This is a genomic window from Magnetococcus marinus MC-1, from assembly GCF_000014865.1.
In the GTDB taxonomy this organism is placed as follows: domain Bacteria; phylum Pseudomonadota; class Magnetococcia; order Magnetococcales; family Magnetococcaceae; genus Magnetococcus; species Magnetococcus marinus.
The window spans coordinates 3,685,150-3,709,914 of the sequence record NC_008576.1; the positions used below are offsets into that span (position 1 = coordinate 3,685,150).

Below are 24,765 nucleotides of genomic sequence, written 5' to 3' on the forward strand. Positions count from 1 at the left end.
CCTTTACCCTAATCCGCCCACGCACCTAACCAGCTAAAGATGTTGATCCCATGCTAACGCCTCAACAGTTTCTTAAATCCCTGGTTGACGAAACCCGTTTCCGTTGCCTTATGCTGCTGCTTATTGAAGGCGAGATGTGCGTCTGCGAACTAAGCCAAGCTGTGGATGCCATTCAGCCAAAAATTTCCCGCAATCTCGCCCTCTTACGCCAACACAATGTGGTCACCAGCCGCCGCAATGGTCAGTGGATCTTCTATGCCCTACACCCCGAGTTACCCCAATGGGCTAAAGAGATGCTGCACGCCTCCCATCGTGGGTGCCAGGAACAGAGCCTGCTTGAACAAGATATTAAGCGGTTGGCCACCATGGATAGACCCCCAAAATTTAGTTCCGCGCTCTCCGCCGTGGCCTGAGCATAATATACACTTGAACGTATATACCATATGCTTTACCCTTTTCCCCGCTTACGCTTGATCGCCACACTTACGTCACAACCGGCGTATACCCTCGCGCACACCACAGGGGGTAATCTGCGTTAGCCGGTGATACCGACCCAGATCAGGTGCCACGCTAGCCACACGTACCCTCTAAAATAAGGCTGCTATACCCATCCAAGCAACCGAGGCAAAGGGAGTATTTAAGATGAGCGTCACCATAGGTATCAATGGCTTTGGCCGCATGGGCCGTCTGGTCTTACGGGCAGGCTGGAACAGCCCAGGCATTATCTGGGGGCCGATTAACGAGACCAGTACCGATGCCCACGGCTCCGCCCACCTGCTCCAGTTTGATTCGGTACACGGCAGGTGGCAACACCCTTGCACGGCCCAACAGGGGGAGATCTGCATTGAGGATAGCCGCATCCCTTACCACAGCGTGGCCGATATTGATGCCCACCACTGGTCAACCTGCGATCTGGTGATTGAAGCCACCGGCAAACACCACAAACAGCCCCACACCCTACAGCGCTATTTTGAGCAAGGGGTTAAAAAGGTGTTGGTGGCCGCTCCAACCGAGGGGGCCCTCAACCTGGTCTACGGCGTCAATGATCACCTCTACCAGCCCCAGCAGCACCATCTTGTCACCGCAGCCTCCTGTACCACCAACTGTTTGGCCCCTGTCATCAAGGTACTGCATGAAAAGATTGGTATTGTACACGGTACCATGACCACCATTCATGATATCACCAACACCCAAACCATTGTGGACAAAGGGCACAAAGATCTGCGCCGTGCCCGTGCCTGTGGCAACTCCCTCATACCCACCAGCACCGGATCGGCCAAAGCGATCACCAAAATTTTTCCGGAGTTGACCGGTAAACTCAACGGTGTCGCGGTGCGTGTGCCCCTGCTCAATGCCTCCCTCACCGATTGTGTCTTTGAAATGGCCAAGCCCGTTACCGAAAGCGCCATCAACACCCTGTTCAAGGAGGCCTCTGAAAGTTATCTGCACGGCATTCTTGGTTATGAAGAGCGGCCATTGGTCTCGGTGGATTTTCTGAATGATCCGCGTTCAGCCATTATCGATGCCCCCTCCACCATGGTGATTGACGGCACCCAGCTTAAAGTGTTGGCTTGGTACGATAATGAGTGGGGCTATGTCAATCGCTTGATGGACCTCGCGCTTAAAATCGCCAACACCTTATAATGACCCCGTAACCTATGGATCTTGGCTGCGGGGGGCATACCCCCGCAGCCTCCCCCTTTGCATCCCTAAATTGGGAAGGAACCACCCCATGACCTCCTCCATGCGCGACTATCTGGTCATTACGGCGGGCTACTGGGCCTTTACCTTGACCGATGGGGCCATCCGCATGTTGGTGGTCCTGCACTTTCATAGCCTTGGTTACTCCACCCTGGAGATCGCCAGCCTCTTCCTCTTCTACGAGTTTTTTGGCATTGTCACCAATCTGCTGGGCGGCTGGCTGGGGGCGCGTATTGGGCTCAATAAAACCATGCATATCGGTATGGGACTACAAGTTGTCGCCCTGGCCATGCTGACCCTACCCACGGCATGGCTCAGCGTGCCCTATGTGATGCTGGCTCAGGCGCTCTCGGGCATCGCCAAAGATCTTAATAAAATGTCTGCCAAAGCCTCGGTCAAGAGTATCGTCAAAGAGGGAGCCCAAGCCAGCCTCTTTAAATGGGTCGCCCTGCTAACCGGCTCTAAAAACGCCCTTAAAGGGGCAGGCTTTTTCTTAGGTGCCCTGCTGCTGCACCTGTTTACCTTTCGCGGCAGTTTAATCATTTTAGCCAGTGGACTGCTGCTGGTGCTGCTGCTCACTTACTGGTTGCTGCCCAATCATTTGGGCAAAGCCCCACAAAAGCCCAAATTTCAACATATTTTTTCCAACAAACCCGCCATCAACCGCCTTTCAGCCGCCCGCTTTTTTCTGTTTGGTGCCCGCGATGTCTGGTTTGTGGTGGCCCTGCCGGTCTATTTGACCCAGGTGTTGCATTGGCAAGAGATGCAGGTTGGGGGGTTCATGGCGCTCTGGGTGATCGGTTATGGCATCATCCAAGCCATTGCCCCAAAACTGTTGGGCAGCGGCACCCCAGGCCCCACCAGCGCCATCGTCTGGGCGCTGCTGCTGGCGCTGTTCCCAGCGGGTATTGCCTTGAGCATGCAGATGCCGTGGCCGGTGGCAACCATCATCCCCACCGGGCTTATCCTGTTCGGTGCCGTGTTTGCCATTAACTCGGCCCTGCACTCCTACCTGATCCTTGCTTATGCAGACCACGACAAGGTGGCTATGAATGTGGGCTTTTATTACATGGCCAATGCCGGAGGGCGGCTGGTGGGCACGGTGCTCTCTGGCTGGGTCTATACCGAGGGCAGCTTAGTGGCCTGTCTTTGGGTATCCAGTGCCTTTTTGCTGGCAACCGGGCTGATCTCTCTCAGCCTACCCCCCATGCCCGCCCCTGAACAGAGCCAGCCTCAACCCTGATGTTGCGCCAAAAAATCCTGCAACTGGGCCAGCGGCATGGGGCGCGCAATAAAATAACCCTGGCCAGTGTCACAATTAAGCTGGCGCAGAAAATCCATCTGCAATTGGGTCTCTATCCCTTCGGCCACCACCTTCATACCCAAGCTCTCACCCAGGTTGCACACCGCGTGTACGATGGCGGCATCCTCCGAATCACGTTCTAAATCCCGCACAAAAGATTGGTCAATCTTAAGGGCATCCACAGGAAAACGCTTCAGATAAGAGAGCGAAGAGTAACCAGTGCCAAAATCATCAATGGAGAGCGTCAAACCCAAGCCTTTTAAAATGCTCATGGTATTGATCGCCTCATCCACATCCCCCATCATCATACTCTCGGTCAGTTCCAACTCCAGCAGTTGGGTCTCTAACCCTGTCTCCTCCAGAGCCTCCAACACCATCTGCTCCAGATCCTCCTGTTGAAACTGTTTCGCCGACAGGTTCACCGCCACCCGTAGGGGACGGACCCGCTGGGCATTGATGGCTACCACGTCGGCGCACGCCTGTTTAAGGATCCAACGCCCCAACGGTACAATCAAACCCGTCTCTTCGGCCAAGGGAATAAAGGCGTCGGGGGAGAACATTCTGCCATCTCTGCGGGGCCACCGCACCAACGCCTCTACCCCTTCAATCTCACCGGTGGCAATCTCCAGCTTGGGTTGATAGTGGAGTTGAAAGCGCTCCTGCATAACCGCCCGGCGCAGCTCCGTTTCCAACCGCACCTGCTCAGCACTGTGGCGGTTCATCTCCTCTGAATAAAAGCGGAAGGTGTTGCGCCCGCCCTCCTTGGCTTTAACCAAGGCGCGTTCGGCACACTGGATCATACCATTTAGACTCTCGGCATTTTCTGGGTAGATAGAGACCCCCAAGCTACCGCCCAAAAACACCTCCTGCCCCTCGATGTCATAGGGTTCTTCTAATAACGCCACCGTACGCCGGGCCACGATGGCGGCGTCTTCCGCCGCCCGCAACTCGGCCAAAATAATGGAAAACTCATCCCCCCCCAAGCGAGAGAGGGTATCCGAATCACGCTCCTGACGGTTCTCTTGGCGGGCGATCAGATCGGTTTTGCGTACCAGTTGCTCCAGCCGCTTGGCCACCATCGCCAGCAACCGATCCCCCACCGTAAAGCCAAAGGAGTCATTAATCTGTTTAAAGCGATCCAGATTAATCAAAACCAGCGCCACACTGCGATTATGCCGCCGTGCCACCAAAAACTCATGTTCGAGACGATTGCGAAAGAGCGCCCGGTTGGGCAGGCCCGTCAACGGATCGTAGTGGGAGAGCCGCTCCAACTCCTCCTCCGTGGCTTTTTGCTCGGTTAAATCCTGGAACATGGCCACATAGTTAAGCACGCTACCCTGACGATCCAACACACGGTCAATACTTAAATATTTTGGATAGATCGAACCATCGGAGCGGCGATCCCACACCTCACCTTCCCAATGATTTTCTGACAACAAGCTGCGCCACATGCGGGCGTAAAAAGCAGGATCGTGCCGCCCCGACTTACCCACCGCAGGATCATGACCCACGACCTGCTGTTTCTGAAACCCTGTCAACGCCTCATAGGCGGGATTAACATCCAATATTTTATTATTATGATCTGTAATAACAATCGCCTGCCGTGCTTTTTCAAAAACTTGATTCACCAAAAACAGCTTGGCCTGGGTTAGTTGGTGTTCCGCCACCTCTTGCTGGAGTGCCTGATTGGCCTGGGTAAGATCCTCGGTGCGTTCGGCAACCTGGCTCTCTAAGTGATCGTTGGCCATTTTCAAGGCACTCTGCAACCAATGCTGGTGGCGCAGATCGTGGCATATACCGGTAAAATAGTCCTCCCCGGCATACTTAAAGTGACTGACCGAGAGCTGCACCGGCAGCGCACTACCATCTTTATGACGCGCCTCCACCTCACGACTATTGCCCACCACCCGCGTGCCACCCTCTTGCAAAAAGCGGGTAATGAACAGATCATGTTCTTGTCCCACCACATCCTGCATCAACAGGGAGACATTTTTCCCCAGCGCTTCTTTAGAGGTGTATCCAAACAGCTTGCACGCACCGGCATTGTAGCGTTGGATTATACCTTTCGCATCAATGATAAGAATGCCATCCACGGCACTTTCAAACAGTGAATTAAGCCGTTGTTCTTCTTCCTCTAAAGCTTGGGTTCGGGCTTCAATGGCCTGTCGCATCTCCAAAAAGGTCTCACCGATTTGCCCTACCTCATCACTACGCTCTGTGTATTGCAGCGGTAGATGTTCTCCCCGACCATAACCGGAGATTACCTGCGCAAGATGGCGCAATGGTCTTGTTACCGAACCAGCAAACAGGGCACTGCCCAACAGCGCAACCATCACCAACGCCAAGTTGATCCACAAGCTACGCTGGACAAGCGCATCAAAAGCGCCCAGCACCGCTTGTCGTGGTAGGCGATAAATAACCCCCACATCCGCCCCACGGCCAGCTTGGCCCACGGTGTACCAAGCCATATGCACCAAGTGTTCCCCATCTTCCCGTTGCAGCGAACGGCCACCAGTCTGCACCGATTGTAAGGCGGCCAAGCCTTCGGCCAGCAGAGGGAACTCTTCGCTTAATCCCCAAACCGTGCCGAGGGTTTGTCCAAGCTGTTTTGCCCGATCTGGATGGACAACATACCTAAAATGACGGGGCTCCACCACGTAGAGTTGACCGGCACCCGCCAAAGCGCCGCGAAGCTGTTCCAAAGAATGCGTAAGTTTTTGATATACAACCAATCGAGCTGCTGGCTGACCCGCATAATCCACCCGCAGGGTCATGCTTAGACCTGCTTGAGAGGGCTTTCCCTCAGCGCCCTGGGAGATATCGCTTTCAATGGCGGAATAGCGCACCTCTCCCGCGCGCAAGGGCGACGCCTCAGGCTCACCACCCTGGTTGGTTTGTCCCAGTTTATCCTCTACCACCGCGATTGGCTGCGCGCCAGCGGGTACCACTATCAACCAAGCCGCACCGTTTGTGGCGACGCCTTCCAGACGGATTTGCCAAGTGTCTGGGTAAAATTTTATATAGTTTTGCAACAAGTTCTCCACATCCCTCAGGAGAACTTGAGTCTTTTGCTGGTCTACATCCATCGCCAGTTTTGCCCGCAGCAACGCCTGCATGGAAGGCGCTGTCGCCAACAGTTGCAACGGGCCATGAGCGGCGGCATAGGGCTTTAAAAAATCGCCCATGGATGCTTCAACCTTTGCCCGCAGCGACGGGAGCGCGCGCTCTAGTAGCAAATGTCGGGTCTGCTCATAGGCAAACCAGCCAGAAATGGCCACCACGACCACCACCAGAGCGCTAACAAAGATCACCAGCTTATGGGTTAAACTTTTCATGCGGTTTATTGCCCCAATTTTAAACCTACGCGGGCCTGCTTGGGTGGGCGAGCATTGCGCCATCCGCCCTAATCGACAAGGGGGAATCGGCTAATCTCTGCTCGCCATCGGTTTATCGCGTTACTTACATGACCACCGATTGCCCTGCAACAGGGCTATCCGGCATGTGGACGCCGGAAAGAGAAAGAATCCAGCCTAACCCCTGCCAACGGGCCACAGGCCCTCTACTTTAAATATGTTGATAACGGCACCGCTCTACCCATCTGTAGCACCACAGTCCGTCGCTCAGGTGCGTTTGCATCACTGGCCAGCCCATCCAGAAACTTTTGCAACAAGGGTTCCAGCTCGGTTTCGTCTCCCAACTGACCCACAACAATGTTCAGTTGGAAGGCCTCTTGATCCTCCATCATCCGTTGGCTTAAATCATCCTGCAAACGCTTGGCTAACTGTGCGGCCTGCCCAAGTTCAGTAGAGGGCAATAACACCAACAAAAAGCGATCCCCCCAATGCCCAACCAGATCAATCTCCCGCAACTGTTCGTCCAGTGCTTCAGCGAGATTTTTCAGCCAAGCCATCGCCCCATAAGCGTGTGGTTCTTGGCTTAAGTCAGACCGTACGCCCTTAACCAACAACAAGCTGAAAGGTTGATAATAACGACGACTTCGGGCTATTTCACGCTGGGCAAAAACCGCAATCTCGCTTGTGGTATAAAATCCGGTCAGGCTATCGGTGCTGACCTGACTGGCATAAAGTTTGGCTTTTTCTTCATGAAGTTGCGACTCAATGAGCGTACTTTCAAGCTTTTCTGTACGCTGTTGCACGGTTTGCACCATTCTATTAAAGCTTTCACTTAGGCTGTCCACCTCCATCACGCCAACCGGTGCCAATGTCACACCACTTTGCTGAGCCTCGACCTGCTTAGCCTGCTGCGCCAAATGCAGCAAAGGCTGCGCGATTACCCCGGCCAAGCGTAAGGATTTACGGCTAAGATAGATAAAAAACAGCCCATAAAAAACCACCACAGCCGTGCCAACCCATAGCCCAATGCGCAACATCAAGCTGGCCAAGGCATCCTGGGAGGCCAGCAACACCGACTCATCCACCAACGTGACCAAATGCCAGCCTGTCAATGGTACTTTTCGGTGCGCCATCAAATACCGCTCACCTTTGCTTACCAATACACCCTGCTCTTGCCCTTCACCAAGCAACTTGTGAAACTGCTGTTGCACCATAGGATCGGCGTGTTTCAAGATATTATAGGATGCAGGGCGTAACATGGTCCGGTCCACGGTCTGTTTATAGTCGTGATCTTTAAGCTCTTTAAGCCCTAAAATGACCTCAACCTTGGGTGGCATTGCAAGAATACTACCCTGCTCATCCAACAAAAATGCACTACCGGACCAAGGTAACGGCAAAGCCAGCACATGAGTGACAAAATCCCGAATCGTCACATCCAACCCTGTCACCCCTTCCAGCAGATTGCCACTGTAGATAGGTACGACACAGGAGACCATCCAACCTTTGCCCGCAGGATCCAGATAGGTGGTGGTCCATACCGGATTACGCGAGGGGTTATGCTGCGCATCGGCCAAATAGTAAAAATTATAGCTTGTCACATTTAACTCTGGCCCAAACATGCCTGGGGCATCGGATAGAAAGGGGTAGAGTCGGTTCATATTATCAAAAGTATTCAGGTAAGCCTGAGCCACCAGCGGTTGGCTCTCCACCACCTGTTTAAGCATAGGGTCCAACCACTCTGTCGCGCGCGCCTTGCGCCGTTCCACCTCCCCAATATTGGTGGTGGCCGCATAGTAGAGGCTACTGCCACCATTATCCTCCTCCTTATAAAAGACCCCATTGGCATGTACCGCAAAGCGGGGCTCGCCATTGGGCAGCGTGAGGTTTTGCCAAGGGCTCATCTGGAAAAAACGGCTCTGTTGGTCCTGCAAAATCCGCGCGGTCCGGCTAATTTCAGAGAGCCGCTGGTTCAAATATTCGGCCTCTTGCAGCATAAATCCGTGCAAATTGGTCAGTGCAATTTGCCGCAATGCCGCGCCATTGTGGTTGGATAGATAGCCTGTCACACCAAAATAGAGCACCAACAAAACCAGATCGATGGCTAATATAGGGAACAGCGCCGAGCTAAGATAGTGGTGGTGGATGATGCTTTTCAGGGTAAAAGGGGGCTTTAGCCGCCAGCCCAATATTTGGCTGGCAGACCTAATAACCTTTTTTGCGGATCGGTCTATCGCTGGTTTTTCCATAACAAAACCTACACCCCGCTTGATGGTGTAACGGAAATCCCCCCCTCTTTCCGACACCCACACCTGCGCTGTCTGGATGGGAAATCTGCCAAGCCAGCTGTCGTGCATAAAACCGCTACACTATGTTACGAACTCTCTATCCTTTACGCTACCTTTATGTTGACTGACGGGTTATGAATTTTACGCTTCCCCGACACCATGACCGACGACCCTTCACCAAACATCTCGTTCTCCCCTTGCCCCCTTTACACATAAGGCCCCGAGCAAGGCGCGCCTACCCAGCCATGCTCCCCGCCCAACAAAAACGGGTGCGCCCTTGGCAGAATAAGCATGCCGCCGGTTTGTACCCGTTCCGCAAAAAAACATGCCACTGTCTCGTAACATCTTGCTTAAAATTTGTAAGATTTTGTGATTATACAATATTTTAACCCAATTTTTCGGTTTTACTTCCCTTTCGCCCTTAAGTTGGCTATTAAAGAGACCACGTTGACGACTGTATGCTTTTCAACCCTTACGGTTACCCTAGCAAAATTCATTACCCCCCTTGCTGTACTATTTTTTGGTCATAACGGACATGCGCCTCATGCCATTTAAGTCACACAAGCCGGTGTGGCGTGTACGATGCATGGGTTGGAACGCGCTTAGCCGCTTGCAAGCGGGCTGTGCCGACACGCCCTAAATAGCATCGGCATGCCATAGAACAAGAGATGCGTTACCTCAATCCTGACACGTTTGTTAAAGCGTTTTTTACCCAATCATGCCGCCCTTTTTTTGGTCCACGGAAATAGGTTAAGACCCATGCGCGCCACCATGCTTGCCATCATGATACTCTGTGAGGCACTGGTCTTTCTCTCAACAGCCCATGCTGCGCCCGCTGAGCGGTTTAACCGTTGGGCGGTCTACTATGCCGACTTAGCTCCAACCGAGGCCTTCACACCCTATCAACTGGTGGTGTTAGATAGCAGCTATCACCCTGCCCTCGCGCCACTGGTTGAACGACGTAAAACCCTGCTTGGCTACCTTAGCCTGGGTGAGGTAGGCTCCCATCGTGACTATTTTGCCCAGGTTAAGGCGCAGGGCATTGTGTTGCAGGAAAATCAATTTTGGCCTGGCAGTTATTTTGTCGATGTGCGCAGCCATCTATGGGCCAAGCGGGTACTGGAAAAGTTAATTCCAGATATTTTACGCCAGGGGTTTCAGGGCATTTTCATCGACACCCTCGACAATCCCCCCTATTTGGAACAACAAGACCCAAAACGCTTTAAGGGCATGACCCAAGCGGCCATCAATTTGGTCCACGCCATTCGTTTGCACTACCCAGACATATTAATCATGGTCAATCGTGGTTATGCGATCCTGTCTGATATTCAAACCCAGATCAACATGGTCCTGGGCGAATCGGTTTACAGCCAATATAATTTTATTGATAAAAATTACACTCTTGTGCCACAAGCCAGCTATACTGCCCAGGTGCAATTTCTGAAAAAGCTCCAACAAGGTGCGCCCCATTTACAAATATTTACCCTGGACTATTGGGACCCCCAAGACCGTGCAGGAATTGCCTCCATCTACACCACCCAGCGCAACAATGGTTTTACACCCTACGTTGCGACCCATCTTCTGGATCAATTGGTGGACGAGCCATGAGTCGCCAACACCCGCTGTTACAACTATGGATTCTCTTCTGGGTCTGCACCTTGGCGCACCCGGCACTCGCTCTGTTCGAGGAAGAAAAACGGGTTATCCTAACCTTTTATAATGCAGAAAACGAGTTGGGCTACTTCTCTACCCCAGCCCACCAAAATGCTGAGCAGCCCCTCAACCATCTGGGCCTCACCCTGCGTCATCTCCCCATCCAAGGGGGGCTGCCAGATCTGCACAAGATGCCCCACGTCCGGGGAATTTTACTCTGGTTTGAAAATCCGCTACTCGAAGACCCCGCCGCCTTTTTAGAGTGGTGCATTCGTGCCATGCGCGCCGGCAAGCGGCTTGTTTTAATAGGTCCCTTGGTCTTTAACAACGACATTCACGACAAACCGGCCCCCCAGCGTCTGTTAAAAACTTTTTGGAACATGCTGGGGCTGGCGACCGACCAAGATTGGCTGAGCGCCACCCACAACCTAGAACTCACCTATGATGATCCAAGTATTGTACCCTATGAGCGGGACTATCAAGGCACTTTGGCGCAATACCAGCCCATTTATAAAGTGCGTAAAGATGTACGCCCACTCCTCACTGCGAAGTTAAAAGGGAGCGATGCCCCCCCGCATATTCTGGCCGCTATCACAAAAAATGGGGGGTATGTGGCCGAAGGGTATGCCTTTTATTTGAGTAATGAAGAAGAGATTTTTCGCCAGTGGTATCTCAACCCTTTCCGCTTTTTTCGAGACGCCTTTGCCACCCAAGCGATGCCCAAACCGGATCACACCACCCTCTCTGGACGACGCATCTTTTACAGCCACATTGATGGCGATGCTTGGCGCAGTGAAACCCGCATTAAAAAATACCAACGCAAGGGGATGCGTTATGTCTCGGATGTTATTTTAGAAGAGGTGGTCAAAGCGTATCCCGACCTACCGGTTACGGTGGCCCCGGTGGTGGCGGACCTCGACCCGACCTGGTTTGGCCGCCCTACCTTTATTAAGACCGCCCGAGAGATCTTCTCTTATAAACATGTGGAGGCCGGTAGCCATACCTACAGCCATCCTCTTCAGTGGAGCTTTTTTGAAAATCCTGACCCCGAAGCCGAGCTCCCATTTTTGCATCTTTACCCGCAACGGGACCAAACCGACATGGTGGATTATCTGTTGCGCTCGGTAGGGTTACGCAAAAATGAAGCCTCGGCCACACCGGACTCTCAGGGTTGGAAACAGGTTGCCGCAAGAGCCCTACGCAAAAAGAATGAACAGGCTAAAAAAGAGACCCTTCAACTCTTTAACCATTACGATATTCCCCGTGCCTTTGCGGTCAAGCCCTTTGACCTTAACCTAGAGATCCAGGGCTCCTTTGATTTTATTAACACGCTGCTGCCCGCAAAAAAACGTGTCGAGGTGCTGCAATGGTCAGGGAATTGCGTACCCTTTGAAGCGGCCGTACGACAAACCCGCGAAGCGGGGGTGCAAAACCTTAATGGCGGCGATAGCCGCTTTGATCCCGAGTATCCCTCGGTGGCATGGCTAAGTCCCTTTGGCCGCTATGTGGGCGACGAGGTGCAGATTTACGCCTCGGCCAGTAACGAAAACACCTACACCGATCTATGGACCGACCGCTTTTTTGGTTTCATGCATCTGGTGGAAACCTTTAAAAACACCGAGACCCCCAGACGTCTCCAGCCCATGAATATTTATTACCATATGTATAGTGGAGAACGGGTTGCCAGCCTCAAGGCGCTGCGCCATAACCTGGACTATGCCCGTTCCCGTTCCTTAACCCCGGTCACCACCAGCCAGTTTGCTAGCATTACCGCTGGGGCCATGGTGGCACGCCTCTACAGCGAGGGTCCCGACTTATGGCGGGTCGAAAATCATGGCAATCTTGGCACGTTACGCTTTGATGACGCCTCACTAAAGGTGGTCGACATGCCCCGTTCACAGGGCGTGCTTGGCTACCGTCATTATCAGGGCAGTCTCTATGTCGCGCTGGATAGCAGTGTCGATAAGCCCATCATCGCGTTGGCGGAAAACACCACCCCACACCGCATCACTGACGCCAAAATGCCCTACTTGATTGACGCCCGTTGGTGGGTCTCCAAGCTTCAACGCGAGGGGGATGCTCAGTTGCGCTTTGCGGCACGTGGCTTTGGCGAGGGGGAAATGCGTTGGAAAATGAGCCAACCGGGGCTCTACTACATCACCATGGAGACCCCTGCGCAGAACTGGCGCGAAGAGGTGCAGGTGCAGACCGACGCTTTGGGTATTCTGCATTTTAGTTTGCCGGCACGAGCCATTGATGGCGTCACCATCTCCATTGAGTTGGGCCAACCCTTGCAGCCCGCCGCCAATAGCCCCCACACCCAACAGGATGCCGCATGATACGCTACCTGTTGACCATGTTGTTTTTGGTCTCTCTTGGCGTGGCGCTATCGACACTCATGCTGCCAAATGATGAAGTGTTGGCCTTGATGTATTTGAAAGATAAAGATTTTGATACGGCTCAAGGTTATTTAGAATCCTTTGTTGACGCCAGCAAAGAGATGCCCGACAGTGCCGTCCTACCCTTGGCAAAGCTCCATTTACAGAATGGCCAAGTGGATAAAGCTGTCAAGCTGCTGGAAGATTTTTTAAAGCGTCGTCCCGAAAATATCGAAGCGCAAAAGCTGCTCAACACCTACTACCAATATGCGCAGCGCCCCACCGAATATCTGCGTAATTTGGAAGCGATCGTCAAAAAAACCCCAGACAAGGATGCCTTAATTCGACTCTCACGCCTCTACAACCAACGGGGCATGCATGACAGCCAGATTGATGTGCTCTATCAACTTATCAAGTATTACCCCGAAGACACCCGTCCTTATGGGGATCTAACGCGCATGCTCGCCTCCAAAAAGCGCTATGACGAGGCGGTGGAGGTGATGCTAAGGCTCCGTGAAGAGAAACATCTTTTCCTTAGGGAGGATGAAAAGGAGCTGCTGTTGGACCTGCTGCTGTTGGCTGATCGACTACAGCAGGCGCAGACTTTGAGCAAATCGTGGTTGGATGAGCGTTTTGACCCAGATCATGCGCTACGCTACACCGAACAGTTCCATTATGGCGTTGGCTTTCGCAGCGCTTGGGAATTCATTAATCCCTATGTGGAGCAGGTGAGCAAGCATGCCCGTTTGCTGGCCAAATGGGCCGAGTTGGCCACCGCCGTTGGCGCAGGGGAACAGGCCTATACGCTACTAAAAAAACGCTATCAAGCTCAAGGATTAAGCCATGAGCTTGTGGCGCAATTGGCCGATCTAGCCTTACAGCGCAAAGAGATTGACTACGCCTTTGACGTCGCGCTCGCCATGCCCGAAAAGGTGCTGCCGGAGTGGTTGGCCATTAATCTGATCGCGGCGGCCATGGAATTAAAAAAACCAGATTTGGCCAAGCGGTTGCATAGCTATTTGAGTGACTCTTTTTTACAGGCGCACCCCGTGTTAGCGGGTGAGTTTGCCTTGACCTTGGAGCGTCCGGCAGAAGCGCTCAAATGGATTGAACTGGCCAAGCGCCAGAACACTCTGCCGGTGGACCGCAAGTTACGGCTAGCGGCGTTGATGATGCGCACCGGTCAGCAAGCTGAGGCGTTGGAGCGTATCCAAGTGCTCGCCCCCGACCCACGCACGCCCCCTTGGCTGCTTTATGATCTGGCAGGGTTTATCCTGCGCACCAAGGGCGACAAACAGGGCTTGGCCATGTTTGATGTGTTGCGCAGCCAGCGCCAGGAGCCTGCGGTACAGGCGGCATGGGCGTTGATGGCCATTAGCCAAAACAGCCAGATTGAGGAAGTGAGCCATTGGTTTAAAAGCCATGTAGAAAACTTGCCCAGCAACTTGGTAGCCGACATTACCTATTTGGCCATTGAACGGCAGCTTGGTGAACTGGGGGTAAGGGGTGCCCAACGGCTGGTGCAATTGGACCCCATTCGTGAAAACCGACTTACCTTGGTCAATGCCACCCTTGCCCATAAACAGCCTGGGCAAGCGCTACGCCTGATACAGAGCCTGCGACCCGCCCAGAGCGAGGCTGAAGAGGGGCTCTATGGGCAGGTATTAATGGCGGTTTGGGCCGCTGGGGATAAATCGGTGCAGGCTGAGCTGGCCCACTATTTAGCCCAGCGCATGGACGACCCCAAGCTGGGGGATGAAGATCGTAAGGCACTGGCTTTCATGGCACTTGAGGTGGGTAATCGTGAGGAGGCGGTGCAAACCTTTATGCAGTTGAGCGCCAAGGAGGGACCCAACAGCCCCACCATGGCCTCGCTACGCTACATCTGGGGGCCGCGACCCAAACAGGCGTATATCGAGTGGATGGCCGAACAAGCCAGCCATGGCGACCAAAAAGCGTTACCTGGATGGCTGACTCATCTGGTAGAATCCGGGGCAGCAGCGTATGCGCTACGCCTTGCAGCGCCACGTGCCCCGGCGGCGGGAACGGACCCCGCCTTTACCGATGCCTATCTCCTGATCCTAGCCACGTTGAATAAAAAACAACGTATGGGTGAGGTGATCCGCCGGGAAGCGGATGTGGCCCAATCCATTGAACGACTCCATGACTTAGCCAAACGCGCCGAGCAGGAGAACCTGCCTGCCGATGCGGGCTACTGTTTTAACTTGGTATTGGATCGTGACCCCTTGGATGAGGTGGCCTTAAAGCGGTTGGGCTATATGGCCTTCTTTGATGGCAAGTGGGAGGTGGTGGAAAAATATTTGGGCCGCTTTTTGGCCCACTATGAGGGGGACTATGAGACCAGCTTTTATCTGGCCGAGGTCTACTACTCCATGAACCGGCTGGAGCAAGCCAAGCCCTTTTATCTGCGCACTTTAGAGAAAATCGCGCAATTAAAAGAGCAGCCTTTTTCGATTCGCATGACCCGCACGCGCATTCATCAACGCATGGGGGAGCATGCTCTGGCCTTGCGAGAGTACGCTAAGTTAATCAAAGAGCAGCCAGACAACCCATTTTTAAGGGCCGATTATGTTGAGCTTTTATTGCTCGCAGGCCACGTCAAAGAGGCAGGGAACATCATGCGGGAGATGGGTGTGCGATGAGCCTTTTGGGGCAATCAGCACGGTTTAGCCGACTGCAACGTATGGCTGGACTGTTTGTAGGAGTCTGCATGACCGGCTTACCGCTGGTCTCGCAATCGGCGCCCCATGCCCAAAGCACCCTAACCACCCCCCCTCCACACGGCCCGAAACAACTCCTTTGGCGCGCCCCCCAGAGATTGAGCAACAACCCTCTGTTGGTCGATGAGCGTCAGAGTCCGCAGGTGCCGCCGATCTCTTTGGAAAAAGCGCTACAACGGCCCATTTTTAATGTGCCAGAAGGGGGGCCGCAGTTGGTCTCGCTCATTGATGAGCGCCAAGGTAGGCGCATTGATTTTCCCACTACCCTGCCCAGTTACTACTCCTGGATTCAGGAGATGATGCAGCAGCCCGTCGCAACGGTAGAGATGACGCTGCTGACACCAGCACCCCAACAGGCTGAAATTTTTCGGGAAACGGTCGCGAGCCTTGCCGACGAACGCCCCACGGGGGGGCGCCTCTTGGCGGCACTCACCCTCTCTGACCAACAGATGATGCGCCCCATAAGCCGCTATGCGCCTCCTCCACGGGGCATGCAACGGCCTGGACCAAGTGTTTTTCATGATGGTATTCCCACCATCGAGATGGTCCCGATGGATGCACCGGCGGAAGGCCCCCCCCATGCTTTAGGGGAATCCATGCAGAACATGGGCATACGCCCCATGGATGAGCAGGCGCTGTCGGACATTCCGGTGGTGGAGTTGGCTCAGTTGGAAGATCCTGCCACGCTGATGGAGCCCCCGCCCCAACGCTCGATGGCCCTACCCCATGCACGCGCTGCCCGCGATACCGAGCAGGATGATATCGACCCCATGCCCGCTTTGCCGCTGGGCATGGGCATACCCCTGCAACCCATGATGCCTGCACGTGGCAAGCAACCCGAGCCCCCTGCACAACGGCCCAATCCAGGTCTATTACAGCAGACGCCCCCGCAACCGTTCAGGCCAGCATCCCCCTCCGGGCAGGCTCTACCGATGTTGCCCAGCCCCACCGGCTCGATGCCACCGGTGGACCGCCACGACACCACTCCAGCCATCCAGCTACAATCGGCCCGTGGAGCAACCCCAGCTCAGCCGGGTGCGGGGCAGAGCCACGCCCAGGATGCCCCCTTGGACCGTCCCCCCCGGCGGCGCAGCTTGGAGAACAAGCTGGAGATGAGCGCTTCTATTGCCCCCGCCACCGGGTTGACACCTCCTGAAGGCCGCGCCCCAACCCATGCGGATTGGTTGAACGAGGCCCTTGCCAACATGCCTGCGCCCCCCTTGCCACTAGGGTTGGGCGACGGCCCCTATGCGGAGATGATTCAACAAGCCCGAGCCAGCGGACAGGTTATCGCTGCGGGACAGATTGAGTCTAATGATCACGCCAAACTGGTGTTGATCTGGCCGGAGCCCATTCAATTTGAGAAACAGGTCACGGGCAAGGAGGCGCTGCTGCGCTTTAATGCCCCCTTTAACCCCAAGGATTTGGATAAGGCCCTTGCTGAACTAACCGGTTGGTTGGGCGATGTGCGTTATGGTTATGACACTTTGCTGGTGCGTGCCAGCATGGCAGGCACGAATTTTGATGTCGTGGTCGATGGTCAGAGCATGATCATCGGCATCTCCCGTCCGCCGCCAGAGCCTGAACGGGATGAGCGCCGCGCCCAGACTGAGTCTCGCCTGCGTTATCTGCAAACCAAGGCGATGCGTGAGGAAGGGGCGCTCTATTCGGCCAAGGCACGTATGAGCGGCTTATTGTCCGAGGATTTGACCAATACGGAATTTCTTGCCGAGCAGGGCAATCTTGAACAAGATCTAGGCCGCTGGCGTCATGCGGTGGCGCTGTATGATCGCGGTTTGGAGCAGGCCCCTGGCGAGTTCAACATTATCTACGCCAAGGCCAACCAGATTTACACCCATGGGGATTGGGCGGATGTGGGTCAAACCTATAAAAACACCAGCACCAGTAATGAGCGACAGGTTAGCAGCTACAGCCGTTATCACCACACTTTTCGCCACCACTGGGATATGACCCTACAGGCCAAACATGGCTCGGTGTCCATCGACAACCTACTCAGGAGCGACGGCACCACCGCCATCCGGGCCGAAGAGTCCTGGTGGCAAGAAGCGCTGAGCATGGGCTACGACTATGACCATGGCGACCGTGCCGAACTGGAACTTCAGCATGCCAACAAGGGCGGCCTTGGGGTTACGGCGACCCAGATCTGGATCACCCCCTTTAGCAGCCGCACCACCTTGCAGGCCAGCTATCGGGCGATGTATGAGGGGCTGGCTCTCTCATTGGCCGATGGTGGACACCGCTCTAAGTTGGAGCTTAGTCGGCTGGATTTTTGGCCCAACAGTTGGCGCTCCATTGTGACCGGCTCGGTTAACCGCTATGGGTTTGAAACGGATGAAAATGCGGTGGAGTCGATTATTCTCTCGGGTTCGCTGCGCTACGACCTGCTGCAACGCCCCAATCAGGAGATCTCCTACACGGTGGAGAAGGAGTATGTCGACGAAAAGAGCAAAGCGCAGCGCCAGGATGCCGGAGGGAACCTCTTTTATCTGTTCCCCATTGATGATCGCGAAACCCACAGCCTTAATTTTGGCTGGTATGAGCCGCTTACCGACTATCTGCGTTATGACGCGTCGGTGGGTTACTCCTATGATCGGCTAACCAAAGCCAAGGGGCCAGCTTGGCAGATTGGGCTGGTCTATGAACCCTTGGCTGATTTAGAAACCGGCCTACGTTTGCAGGGGTCGGTAAGCAGCTCCAACGGCGTTGCTGGACGCACCGAGAGCTTTAGCTGGTATTTGCGTTTTCGTTTTTAATGGCACCGCACCCAGCAGGCTTGAACAACCCAAAAAAACCCGTAATCGGGGAGAGTTTAAAGATGAAAATTAAGGGATGGATAAAAAAAGGGCGTAGCTGTCTGCTGTTGCTGTTGGGCACACTGCTGATGGTGGGTTGCTCCATGGGTACGGACCGCTCGTTTGTACTAAAAGATGCGCTGCCCCGCCAGATGACGGTGGCGGTACTGCCCTTTGAAAATTTGAGCAACAACCCTAATGGCGGATTGATTGTCGCTCAACTCCTTTCCACCGAGCTCTACCATCGGCAGATTTTTCAGCAGATGGAAGAGACCGAAATGCGCCGCCTATTAACCCAGAACAAGGTGGATATGGATCGCCTGTCCGATGTCTCACTGGCCCGCAAGGTTGGGCTGATGTTGGGGGTGGATGCGGTGATTCTGGGCAGCGTTTCGGAGCTTTCGTATCAACACGGTCTGCGCGAGGAGCCTGCGGTGGGCTTTAATGTGCAACTGCTGCGGGTTGCGGATAGCAAGGTGGTGTGGCGGGGCAGTCAATCGTTGATGGGCAGTGGCTGGCTGCGTCGTGAGAGCCTCATCTACACCGCCCAGCAGGCGGCCAGTCAGTTGGTGGCGCGCATGGATCACGGGTATGGGGCCGACGGCTCAAAGACCGCCCCGACAGCAGCCAGCGCTACCCAGCCAAGCGGCACGACCGCCGCCCTTGCACCCACAGCGGAAGCCCCGGCCACCGTGCCTGCGCATTCGGAACCCTAACCGGTTAGGTTTATCCATGACCCAGGCCCAGCAACCGCACAAGCAGAGCGAACCCAATGACCAAGCGTCGCGTGCTGATGCCATTACCGCGATTGCAGGGGGGCGTACGCTAGGGGGGGTGCAGCGTTCGGCGCTCATTGAGATCGCCCTCTTTTTTGCGCTTGTGTTTAGCATTGATTTTGGTCTGTTTGACGGCAGCCGTTTTGCCCAGGTAGCCCCCCACCCCTACTGGTTTATTGTGATTGTGATTAGCGTCCAGTATGGCACCACCGAGGGGCTGCTGGCGGCGATTTCTGCCACCGTGGCGCTGCGTAGCTGGAACATTCCCCAACCCACCTTTAACCAAGAGGTGTTTGACTATCTGCTGCTGCTCATGCGTCAACCCATGATGTGGTTAATGGCCGCAGTGCTTATGGGAGAGCTACGCACGCGGCAGAAACGTTTTCAACTTGAACTACGGGATGCTCTGCTTGAAACCCGTGAGCGGGAACAGCGCATTACCGAAGCCTACAACCGCGTCAACCGCACCAAAGAGATGTTAGAGACCCGTGCCGCCGGGCAGATGCGCACCGTGGTGAGCTCTATTCAGGCGGCCAAAGCGGTAGAGCAGCAGGAGCCCGCCTTGGTTATGAATGGCGCGGCGGATATTGTGGCTCAGGTTCTCAACCCCAAAAAATTCTCGCTGTTTGCCCTGGACAAGGGCGGCTTAAAGATGCGTATCAGCCGTGGTTGGGATGGCGATGAACGGTTTAAAACCAGCTTGCCAGAGTCCAGCGCCCTCTATCAAAGGGTCGTTGGGCAGCATGAATTTTTATCGGTGGTGAAATCTGACCAACGGGACGCGCTGGATGGCGAAGGCATGCTGGTAGGCCCGCTGCTCTCCAAAGAGACAGGCACTGTCTCTGGGGTGATGAAGCTGGAAGAGCTTGGTTTTATGGATCTTAATGTGAGCACCGTCGAAAACTTTAAAGCGCTGTGCGAATGGATTGGCACCTCACTGGACAATGCCAACCGCTACCAGAACGCCAAATCCGACAGTGTGCTCAACCATGAGCATCAGCTTTTTTCCTTTGGCTTTTTTCCCAAACAAGTTCAGCTTTTCACCAGTTTGGCGCGACGGCTTAAATTTGAGGTCTGCCTCGTTATTATCCGTTTGGAGAATGCCGACGACCTTAATTTAGAGGAGCGGCGCAAGGTACCTCCAGTGCTCAGCGAGGCTTTGCGTACGGTCATGCGTAATACCGACATGGCCTTTGACTATGAGCGCCCCGGTTACGATTTTGCCCTGTTACTGCCCGCCACGCCGGTTAAAAATTTACACTTTGTGTTAAAAAAGCTGGATGAAGCCATTGAAACCTTAATTCGGCCTACGGCCCCCCGGGCCAAATTTTCCATTCAGACCCAGATCCTACACCAAGAAGAGGCGCCGCCCGAGCATGCCCCCAGCCCATCCATGCTGGATGGCACCCCACCCGTTGCCACCGCTGGCCACGTTGCGGGGCCGCAGGGGTTACCTCTCGCTACCGAGTCATCGCCCCCGTGAGCACCGCCCTCGAAAAAGAGATCCAAGAGCGCGAAGCACACCAACAGTGCGAGGATGAGAGTGTTGGCTCCCGCGCGCCCCTGCACAATGCCCTACTTATGGCTTTGGCGGTGATCAGTAGCTTGATTGAGTTGTGGCTGTTTTATCGTCTGGCCATGGCAGAGGCCAATCTGGAACCCCTGCCCTGGGCTGAGGTGATCGGTATACATGTGGGTTGGGTGGCGTTTATGAGCCTCCTGGCCTACCGCCCCATCAAGCAAGGTTGCGGCAAGGGAATCTATATTTTGCTCATTGGCAGCACCCTGTTTTTAGGTTTTATCGGGGCCATGGGCAGCGCCATCACCATGGTGCTCTACTGGGAGTATGCCCGCCACACCACCTCGTTTGACGAGTGGTATGAAGCCCTTTTCCCCGAGGAGGAGGTCAGCGAGGCCCGCACCTTGGCCAATAAACTGGAGGCCAGCGGCACGGGGGGAGAGGGCAGTTTGACCCCTTTTAATGATATTCTCAACCACGGCAGCCAGCGCCAAAAACAGAGCATGATCGCCCTCATTAGCCGTAATTTTAAACCCGCCTTTGCACCTGTATTAAACCGAGCGCTCAACGACCCCGACAACTCCATTCGCGTGCAGGCGGCTACCGCCGCCACCTTTGTGGAAAATGGCTTTCTTAAACAGGCCATGGCACTTGAAGAGCAGCTTAAAGAAGCCCCAGAGAATGCTGAAATTTTATTGGCATTGGCCAGTCACTATGATGACTACGCCTATACCGGGCTGCTGGATTTTGAACGGGAGCAACAAAACCGCGACAAAGCCATTGAGCTTTACCAGTTGTATTTGCTTGAGGACAAGGATAACACCCGTGTTCATAATGCCCTGGGACGTAATCTACTAAAAAATGAACGGTTTGAAGAAGCTCGCACCTTTTTGGAGCATCTTCTTCAAGAGGGTCACGCCCCAAAATCTCTCTACCTGTGGTATATGGAGTGCCTGTTTCATTTGCAAGATTATGATGCCCTCGGAGAGGCGGCTGACCAGCTGGTGGAAAAATATGGCGACATGGCTTTTCCGGCCCATATCATGGAAACGGTCCTGTTTTGGCACCACCGCCGTGACAATGGGCAACCGTCACCACCCCTTTCCTCCGTACCAGCCGAGGGGCAGGCATGAGCCATTCACACTCCACTTTACCGACCCCCCAAGCCGATGCCGATGGCTTTGTGGCAGATATCTGTCTGATTGTGGAAGGCACCTACCCCTATGTGGCGGGGGGGGTCTCTGGCTGGGCCCATGATCTTATCCAAACCCAGTCCAACCACAGCTTTCATCTATTGGCCATTCTCCCCCAAGGGGCAGAACTCAAACTACGCTATGCCCTACCCAGCAATGTCACCGGCATCACCCATATCTGGTTAGCCCCCGAGGGTAAGCACACGCTACCTCGGTTTAAGGGCAAAAAAATCTGTCAGGCTCTGCAACCGGAGATTGCCCGTTTTCAGAGCAAGGGCGGGCTGGAGTCCATGCGTCGGTTGCTGGCCATTATCGAGCCCTACCGCGCCAAGTTAAGCCGCAACAATCTGCTTAACGATCTGCACGCATGGCATATGACCGTGACGCTTTATAAAGCGTTGTTAGGCCAGGGGCCTTTTTTGGACTTTTTCTGGACGTGGCGCTTTTTGGGGGGCAACCTCTTCACGGCGCTGCTCTGCGAGCTGCCCAAGTGCCGCAGCTATCATGCGGTCTCCACCGGCTATGCAGGTCTGCTGCTGGCCCGTTGTCACCTGCAATACAGCCGCCCGGCCATTGTCACCGAGCACGGCATCTATACCAATGAGCGGCGCATTGAGATTACCATGGCCGATTGGCTCTATGATCAGCCTAAAGCAGACCTACAGGTGGAAAAACTGGATAAGGATGTTAAAAGCCTGTGGATTGATGCCTTCGCTGCCTACTCACTCACCTGTTATGAGGCGTGCCACCAGATTCTCACCCTCTACGGCGGCAACCAAAAATTTCAGTTGGCCGATGGGGCTGACCCTGCCCGCATGCGTATTATCCCCAATGGTATCCATTGGCAATCCTTTGCGGATATTCCCAGCAACCGGGGGCAACGTCCCCCCACCGTTGCCCTGATTGGGCGGGTGGTCCCCATTAAGGATGTGAAAAGCTTTATCCGTGCCTGTGGCATTTTGCGTAAAACGGTACCCCATGCGGTGGCCTATGTGATGGGCCCCACCGAGGAAGACCCCCACTATTTTGATGAGTGTACCGATATTATTAGCCACCAAGGGCTGGAAGAGATGATCACCTTTACCGGGCGGGTCAATCTAAAAGAGTGGATGGGTAAGATTGATCTCTTGGTGCTCACCTCCATCAGCGAGGGGCAACCCTTGGTCATTCTGGAGGCGGGCTCTGCGGGTGTCCCCTCCGTCACCACCGATGTGGGGGGGTGTCGCGAGATGATCGAGGGCATGGCCGATGAAGAGCCCCCTCTGGGTCCCGGCGGCGAAGTAACCGAGGTCTCTAACCCCGCCGCCACCGCCCGCGCCATGGCGCGTCTGCTCACCGATTCCGCTTGGTATGAGCAGTGCTCAACCGCCATCAAGGCACGGGTTATCCGTTATTATGCCCAGGAGGATCTGGCCAAAGCCTATGGTGAGATCTACGCCCAGTTGGTGCAGATGCCCGATGTACAGCGCCAAGGGGCTGACCCTAACACACCGGATGAAGAGAACCCACAAGGGTTCACCGATCACCAACCAGCCCACGAACCAACCGCACCCGCCGCGCAACACGGCCCAGCCTCCGGTGATAAGGGGCCGTCTGCCAACCAGCCCCCACCCCCGCATCCACGCCCTACCCCGGCAGCAGAGGAGTAATCCATGGCTGGTATTGGCTTTGTACTACGCAACCTAACCTATAAAGATAACCTAATGGGGTTGCTGGCGGGCTTTGGTTATTCGGCGTTGGTGGCAACGGGTCCTTGGTTGTTTACCATTCTCTCCCTATCGGGCTCCATGGCGTTGGGTTCGCTGTTTACCACCTTTGAGCAGCAGTCTACCTTTCGTATTATTGTCATCTACAATTTTGCCTTTTCATTGGTCTTTTCGGGACCGGTGGTGATGGTCATCACCCGCTATTTGGCCGACCTTATTTACACCCGCAAGGTTGAACATGTGCCGGGCACTCTGCTGGGCGGGTTGATCTTGCTGTTTGTCCTACAGGCCCCTTTGGCCATTGGCTTTTATATTTTTGCCGCCGATTTAGAGGTAAGCAACCGCATCCATGGACTGAGCAACTATTTTTTAATCACGGGCATCTGGTTGGTTACGGTCTTTATTACCGCTCTAAAGGACTACAAATTTATTATTCGTATTTTTATCATGGGCATGACCTTGGGCACCCTGAGCAACCCCATTCTCTCTATGGAGTTCGGGGTTGCGGGCATGTTGTTTGGCTTTAATGTGGGTCTGGCGGTGATCTTTTTTGCCCTGACCGCGCGGGTGTTTGCGGAGTACCCCTATAAGGTACGTCGGCTGTTTCGGTTTCTGCCCTACTTCCGCAAATATTGGGATCTGGCATTGATTGGCCTGTTTTTTAATATGGCCGCCTGGATGGATAAATGGATCATGTGGCTCGCCCCAGAGAGTGAGCAACTGGTGGGGGGCTTTCCCTCTTACCCCAATTATGACAGCGCCATGTTTCTTGCTTATCTGACCATTGTGCCCTCGATGGCCTCTTTTGTATTAAGCATGGAGACCAGCTTTTACGAGCGCTATCTTAAATATTATCGCGACATTCAAAAACATGTCACCTATGAACAGATTGTCGCCAATCAAAAGGATTTGATCCGCTCTATCCATAACAGTGGGCGTAATTTTTTTATTTTACAGGGGGGGATTTCGATTACCGCGCTGGTGTTGGCCCCTACCCTTTTTCAGGCTTTTGGGGTCAATTTTTTGCAGTTGGGCATGTTCCGTTTAGGGGTATTAGGGGCCTTTTATCACGCCATGCTGCTGTTTTTGAACATTGCCCTCTCCTATTTTGATTTTCGGCGTCATGCGCTGGCCATCAGCGGGGTCTTTTTGCTCACCAATTTTACCTTTTCCCTTATCTCGCTCAAGCAGGGCTTTCCCTACTACGGTTATGGCTATTTTGCTGCCACCGCCGTCACCTTTGGTTTCTCATTCCTGCTGGTTTTTCACATGCTGCGCAACCTGCCCTTCCACACCTTTATCTCCAGCAACGACTCGGTACGCGGCTAAAGCAGGCCGCCAAGG

Annotated in this window: 14 protein-coding genes; 12 read left to right on the top strand and 2 right to left on the bottom strand. The window is 54.3% G+C overall.

All coding sequences use genetic code 11. The features are described 5' to 3' along the window. Nucleotides 1–50 precede the first annotated feature (50 nt). From MMC1_RS15210 to arsJ, 3 genes are all read left to right on the top strand, one after another. Nucleotides 51–413 carry a metalloregulator ArsR/SmtB family transcription factor gene (locus MMC1_RS15210; RefSeq protein WP_011714524.1) on the top strand — a complete coding sequence of 121 codons (363 nt, stop codon included), beginning with the start codon at nucleotides 51–53 and terminating at the stop codon, nucleotides 411–413. A 229-nt stretch (nucleotides 414–642) separates the two neighbouring features. Further along, nucleotides 643–1,644, top strand: coding sequence for an ArsJ-associated glyceraldehyde-3-phosphate dehydrogenase (locus MMC1_RS15215; protein WP_011714525.1), 1,002 nt, complete (start codon nucleotides 643–645; stop codon nucleotides 1,642–1,644). 88 nt (nucleotides 1,645–1,732) lie between these two features. Next, nucleotides 1,733–2,944: an organoarsenical effux MFS transporter ArsJ gene (gene arsJ, locus MMC1_RS15220; protein ID WP_011714526.1), complete on the top strand. Its 1,212-nt coding sequence runs from the start codon at nucleotides 1,733–1,735 to the stop codon at nucleotides 2,942–2,944. On the opposite strand, the gene MMC1_RS20475 is transcribed toward arsJ, so the two are convergent. Next, nucleotides 2,935–6,339, bottom strand: coding sequence for an EAL domain-containing protein (locus MMC1_RS20475; RefSeq protein ID WP_011714527.1), 3,405 nt, complete (start codon nucleotides 6,337–6,339; stop codon nucleotides 2,935–2,937). The genes arsJ and MMC1_RS20475 overlap by 10 nt on opposite strands. 224 nt (nucleotides 6,340–6,563) lie before the next feature. After that, the gene (locus tag MMC1_RS22410) at nucleotides 6,564–8,603 is read right to left on the bottom strand and encodes a sensor domain-containing diguanylate cyclase (RefSeq protein WP_011714528.1); all 2,040 of its coding nucleotides are present in this window, start codon (nucleotides 8,601–8,603) and stop codon (nucleotides 6,564–6,566) included. Between the two features lie 798 nt (nucleotides 8,604–9,401). On the opposite strand from MMC1_RS22410, the gene MMC1_RS15235 reads away from it, so the two are divergent. The 9 genes from MMC1_RS15235 to pelG all read left to right on the top strand — a co-directional run bounded on the left by MMC1_RS15235 (nucleotide 9,402) and on the right by pelG (nucleotide 24,750). After that, nucleotides 9,402–10,250, top strand: coding sequence for a glycoside hydrolase family 191 protein (locus MMC1_RS15235; protein WP_011714529.1), 849 nt, complete (start codon nucleotides 9,402–9,404; stop codon nucleotides 10,248–10,250). Next, a complete protein-coding gene (locus MMC1_RS15240; protein ID WP_011714530.1) occupies nucleotides 10,247–12,634 on the top strand; it encodes a polysaccharide deacetylase family protein in 2,388 nt (795 codons plus the stop codon). Before MMC1_RS15235 ends, MMC1_RS15240 begins: the two co-directional genes overlap by 4 nt. Beyond that, entirely contained in the window at nucleotides 12,631–15,336 is a 2,706-nt protein-coding gene (locus MMC1_RS15245; protein ID WP_011714531.1) for a tetratricopeptide repeat protein, read from the top strand. The genes MMC1_RS15240 and MMC1_RS15245 overlap by 4 nt, the downstream gene beginning before the upstream one ends. Beyond that, entirely contained in the window at nucleotides 15,333–18,188 is a 2,856-nt protein-coding gene (locus tag MMC1_RS15250; protein WP_143711437.1) for a tetratricopeptide repeat protein, read from the top strand. The genes MMC1_RS15245 and MMC1_RS15250 overlap by 4 nt, the downstream gene beginning before the upstream one ends. A 62-nt stretch (nucleotides 18,189–18,250) precedes the next feature. Further along, nucleotides 18,251–18,943 carry a CsgG/HfaB family protein gene (locus MMC1_RS21745; RefSeq protein WP_011714533.1) on the top strand — a complete coding sequence of 231 codons (693 nt, stop codon included), beginning with the start codon at nucleotides 18,251–18,253 and terminating at the stop codon, nucleotides 18,941–18,943. A 16-nt stretch (nucleotides 18,944–18,959) separates the two neighbouring features. After that, nucleotides 18,960–20,486: a GAF domain-containing protein gene (locus MMC1_RS15260; protein ID WP_011714534.1), complete on the top strand. Its 1,527-nt coding sequence runs from the start codon at nucleotides 18,960–18,962 to the stop codon at nucleotides 20,484–20,486. Then, a complete protein-coding gene (locus MMC1_RS15265; RefSeq protein WP_011714535.1) occupies nucleotides 20,483–21,655 on the top strand; it encodes a tetratricopeptide repeat protein in 1,173 nt (390 codons plus the stop codon). The genes MMC1_RS15260 and MMC1_RS15265 overlap by 4 nt, the downstream gene beginning before the upstream one ends. Next, nucleotides 21,652–23,364 (top strand): GT4 family glycosyltransferase PelF, encoded by a 1,713-nt coding sequence (gene pelF / locus MMC1_RS15270; RefSeq protein WP_011714536.1) that lies wholly within the window; start codon nucleotides 21,652–21,654, stop codon nucleotides 23,362–23,364. The genes MMC1_RS15265 and pelF overlap by 4 nt, the downstream gene beginning before the upstream one ends. A gap of 3 nt (nucleotides 23,365–23,367) precedes the next feature. After that, a complete protein-coding gene (gene pelG, locus MMC1_RS15275; RefSeq protein WP_011714537.1) occupies nucleotides 23,368–24,750 on the top strand; it encodes an exopolysaccharide Pel transporter PelG in 1,383 nt (460 codons plus the stop codon). Nucleotides 24,751–24,765 lie beyond the last annotated feature (15 nt).

What these genes read in the sequence shown, in the direction of transcription:
- MMC1_RS15210 (WP_011714524.1), top strand. Translation starts at nt 51, where the DNA reads ATGCTAACGCCTCAACAGTTTCTTAAATCCCTGGTTGACGAAACCCGT.
- MMC1_RS15215 (WP_011714525.1), top strand. Translation starts at nt 643, where the DNA reads ATGAGCGTCACCATAGGTATCAATGGCTTTGGCCGCATGGGCCGTCTG.
- arsJ (WP_011714526.1), top strand. Translation starts at nt 1,733, where the DNA reads ATGACCTCCTCCATGCGCGACTATCTGGTCATTACGGCGGGCTACTGG.
- MMC1_RS20475 (WP_011714527.1), bottom strand. Translation starts at nt 6,339, where the DNA reads ATGAAAAGTTTAACCCATAAGCTGGTGATCTTTGTTAGCGCTCTGGTG.
- MMC1_RS22410 (WP_011714528.1), bottom strand. Translation starts at nt 8,603, where the DNA reads ATGGAAAAACCAGCGATAGACCGATCCGCAAAAAAGGTTATTAGGTCT.
- MMC1_RS15235 (WP_011714529.1), top strand. Translation starts at nt 9,402, where the DNA reads ATGCGCGCCACCATGCTTGCCATCATGATACTCTGTGAGGCACTGGTC.
- MMC1_RS15240 (WP_011714530.1), top strand. Translation starts at nt 10,247, where the DNA reads ATGAGTCGCCAACACCCGCTGTTACAACTATGGATTCTCTTCTGGGTC.
- MMC1_RS15245 (WP_011714531.1), top strand. Translation starts at nt 12,631, where the DNA reads ATGATACGCTACCTGTTGACCATGTTGTTTTTGGTCTCTCTTGGCGTG.
- MMC1_RS15250 (WP_143711437.1), top strand. Translation starts at nt 15,333, where the DNA reads ATGAGCCTTTTGGGGCAATCAGCACGGTTTAGCCGACTGCAACGTATG.
- MMC1_RS21745 (WP_011714533.1), top strand. Translation starts at nt 18,251, where the DNA reads ATGAAAATTAAGGGATGGATAAAAAAAGGGCGTAGCTGTCTGCTGTTG.
- MMC1_RS15260 (WP_011714534.1), top strand. Translation starts at nt 18,960, where the DNA reads ATGACCCAGGCCCAGCAACCGCACAAGCAGAGCGAACCCAATGACCAA.
- pelF (WP_011714536.1), top strand. Translation starts at nt 21,652, where the DNA reads ATGAGCCATTCACACTCCACTTTACCGACCCCCCAAGCCGATGCCGAT.
- pelG (WP_011714537.1), top strand. Translation starts at nt 23,368, where the DNA reads ATGGCTGGTATTGGCTTTGTACTACGCAACCTAACCTATAAAGATAAC.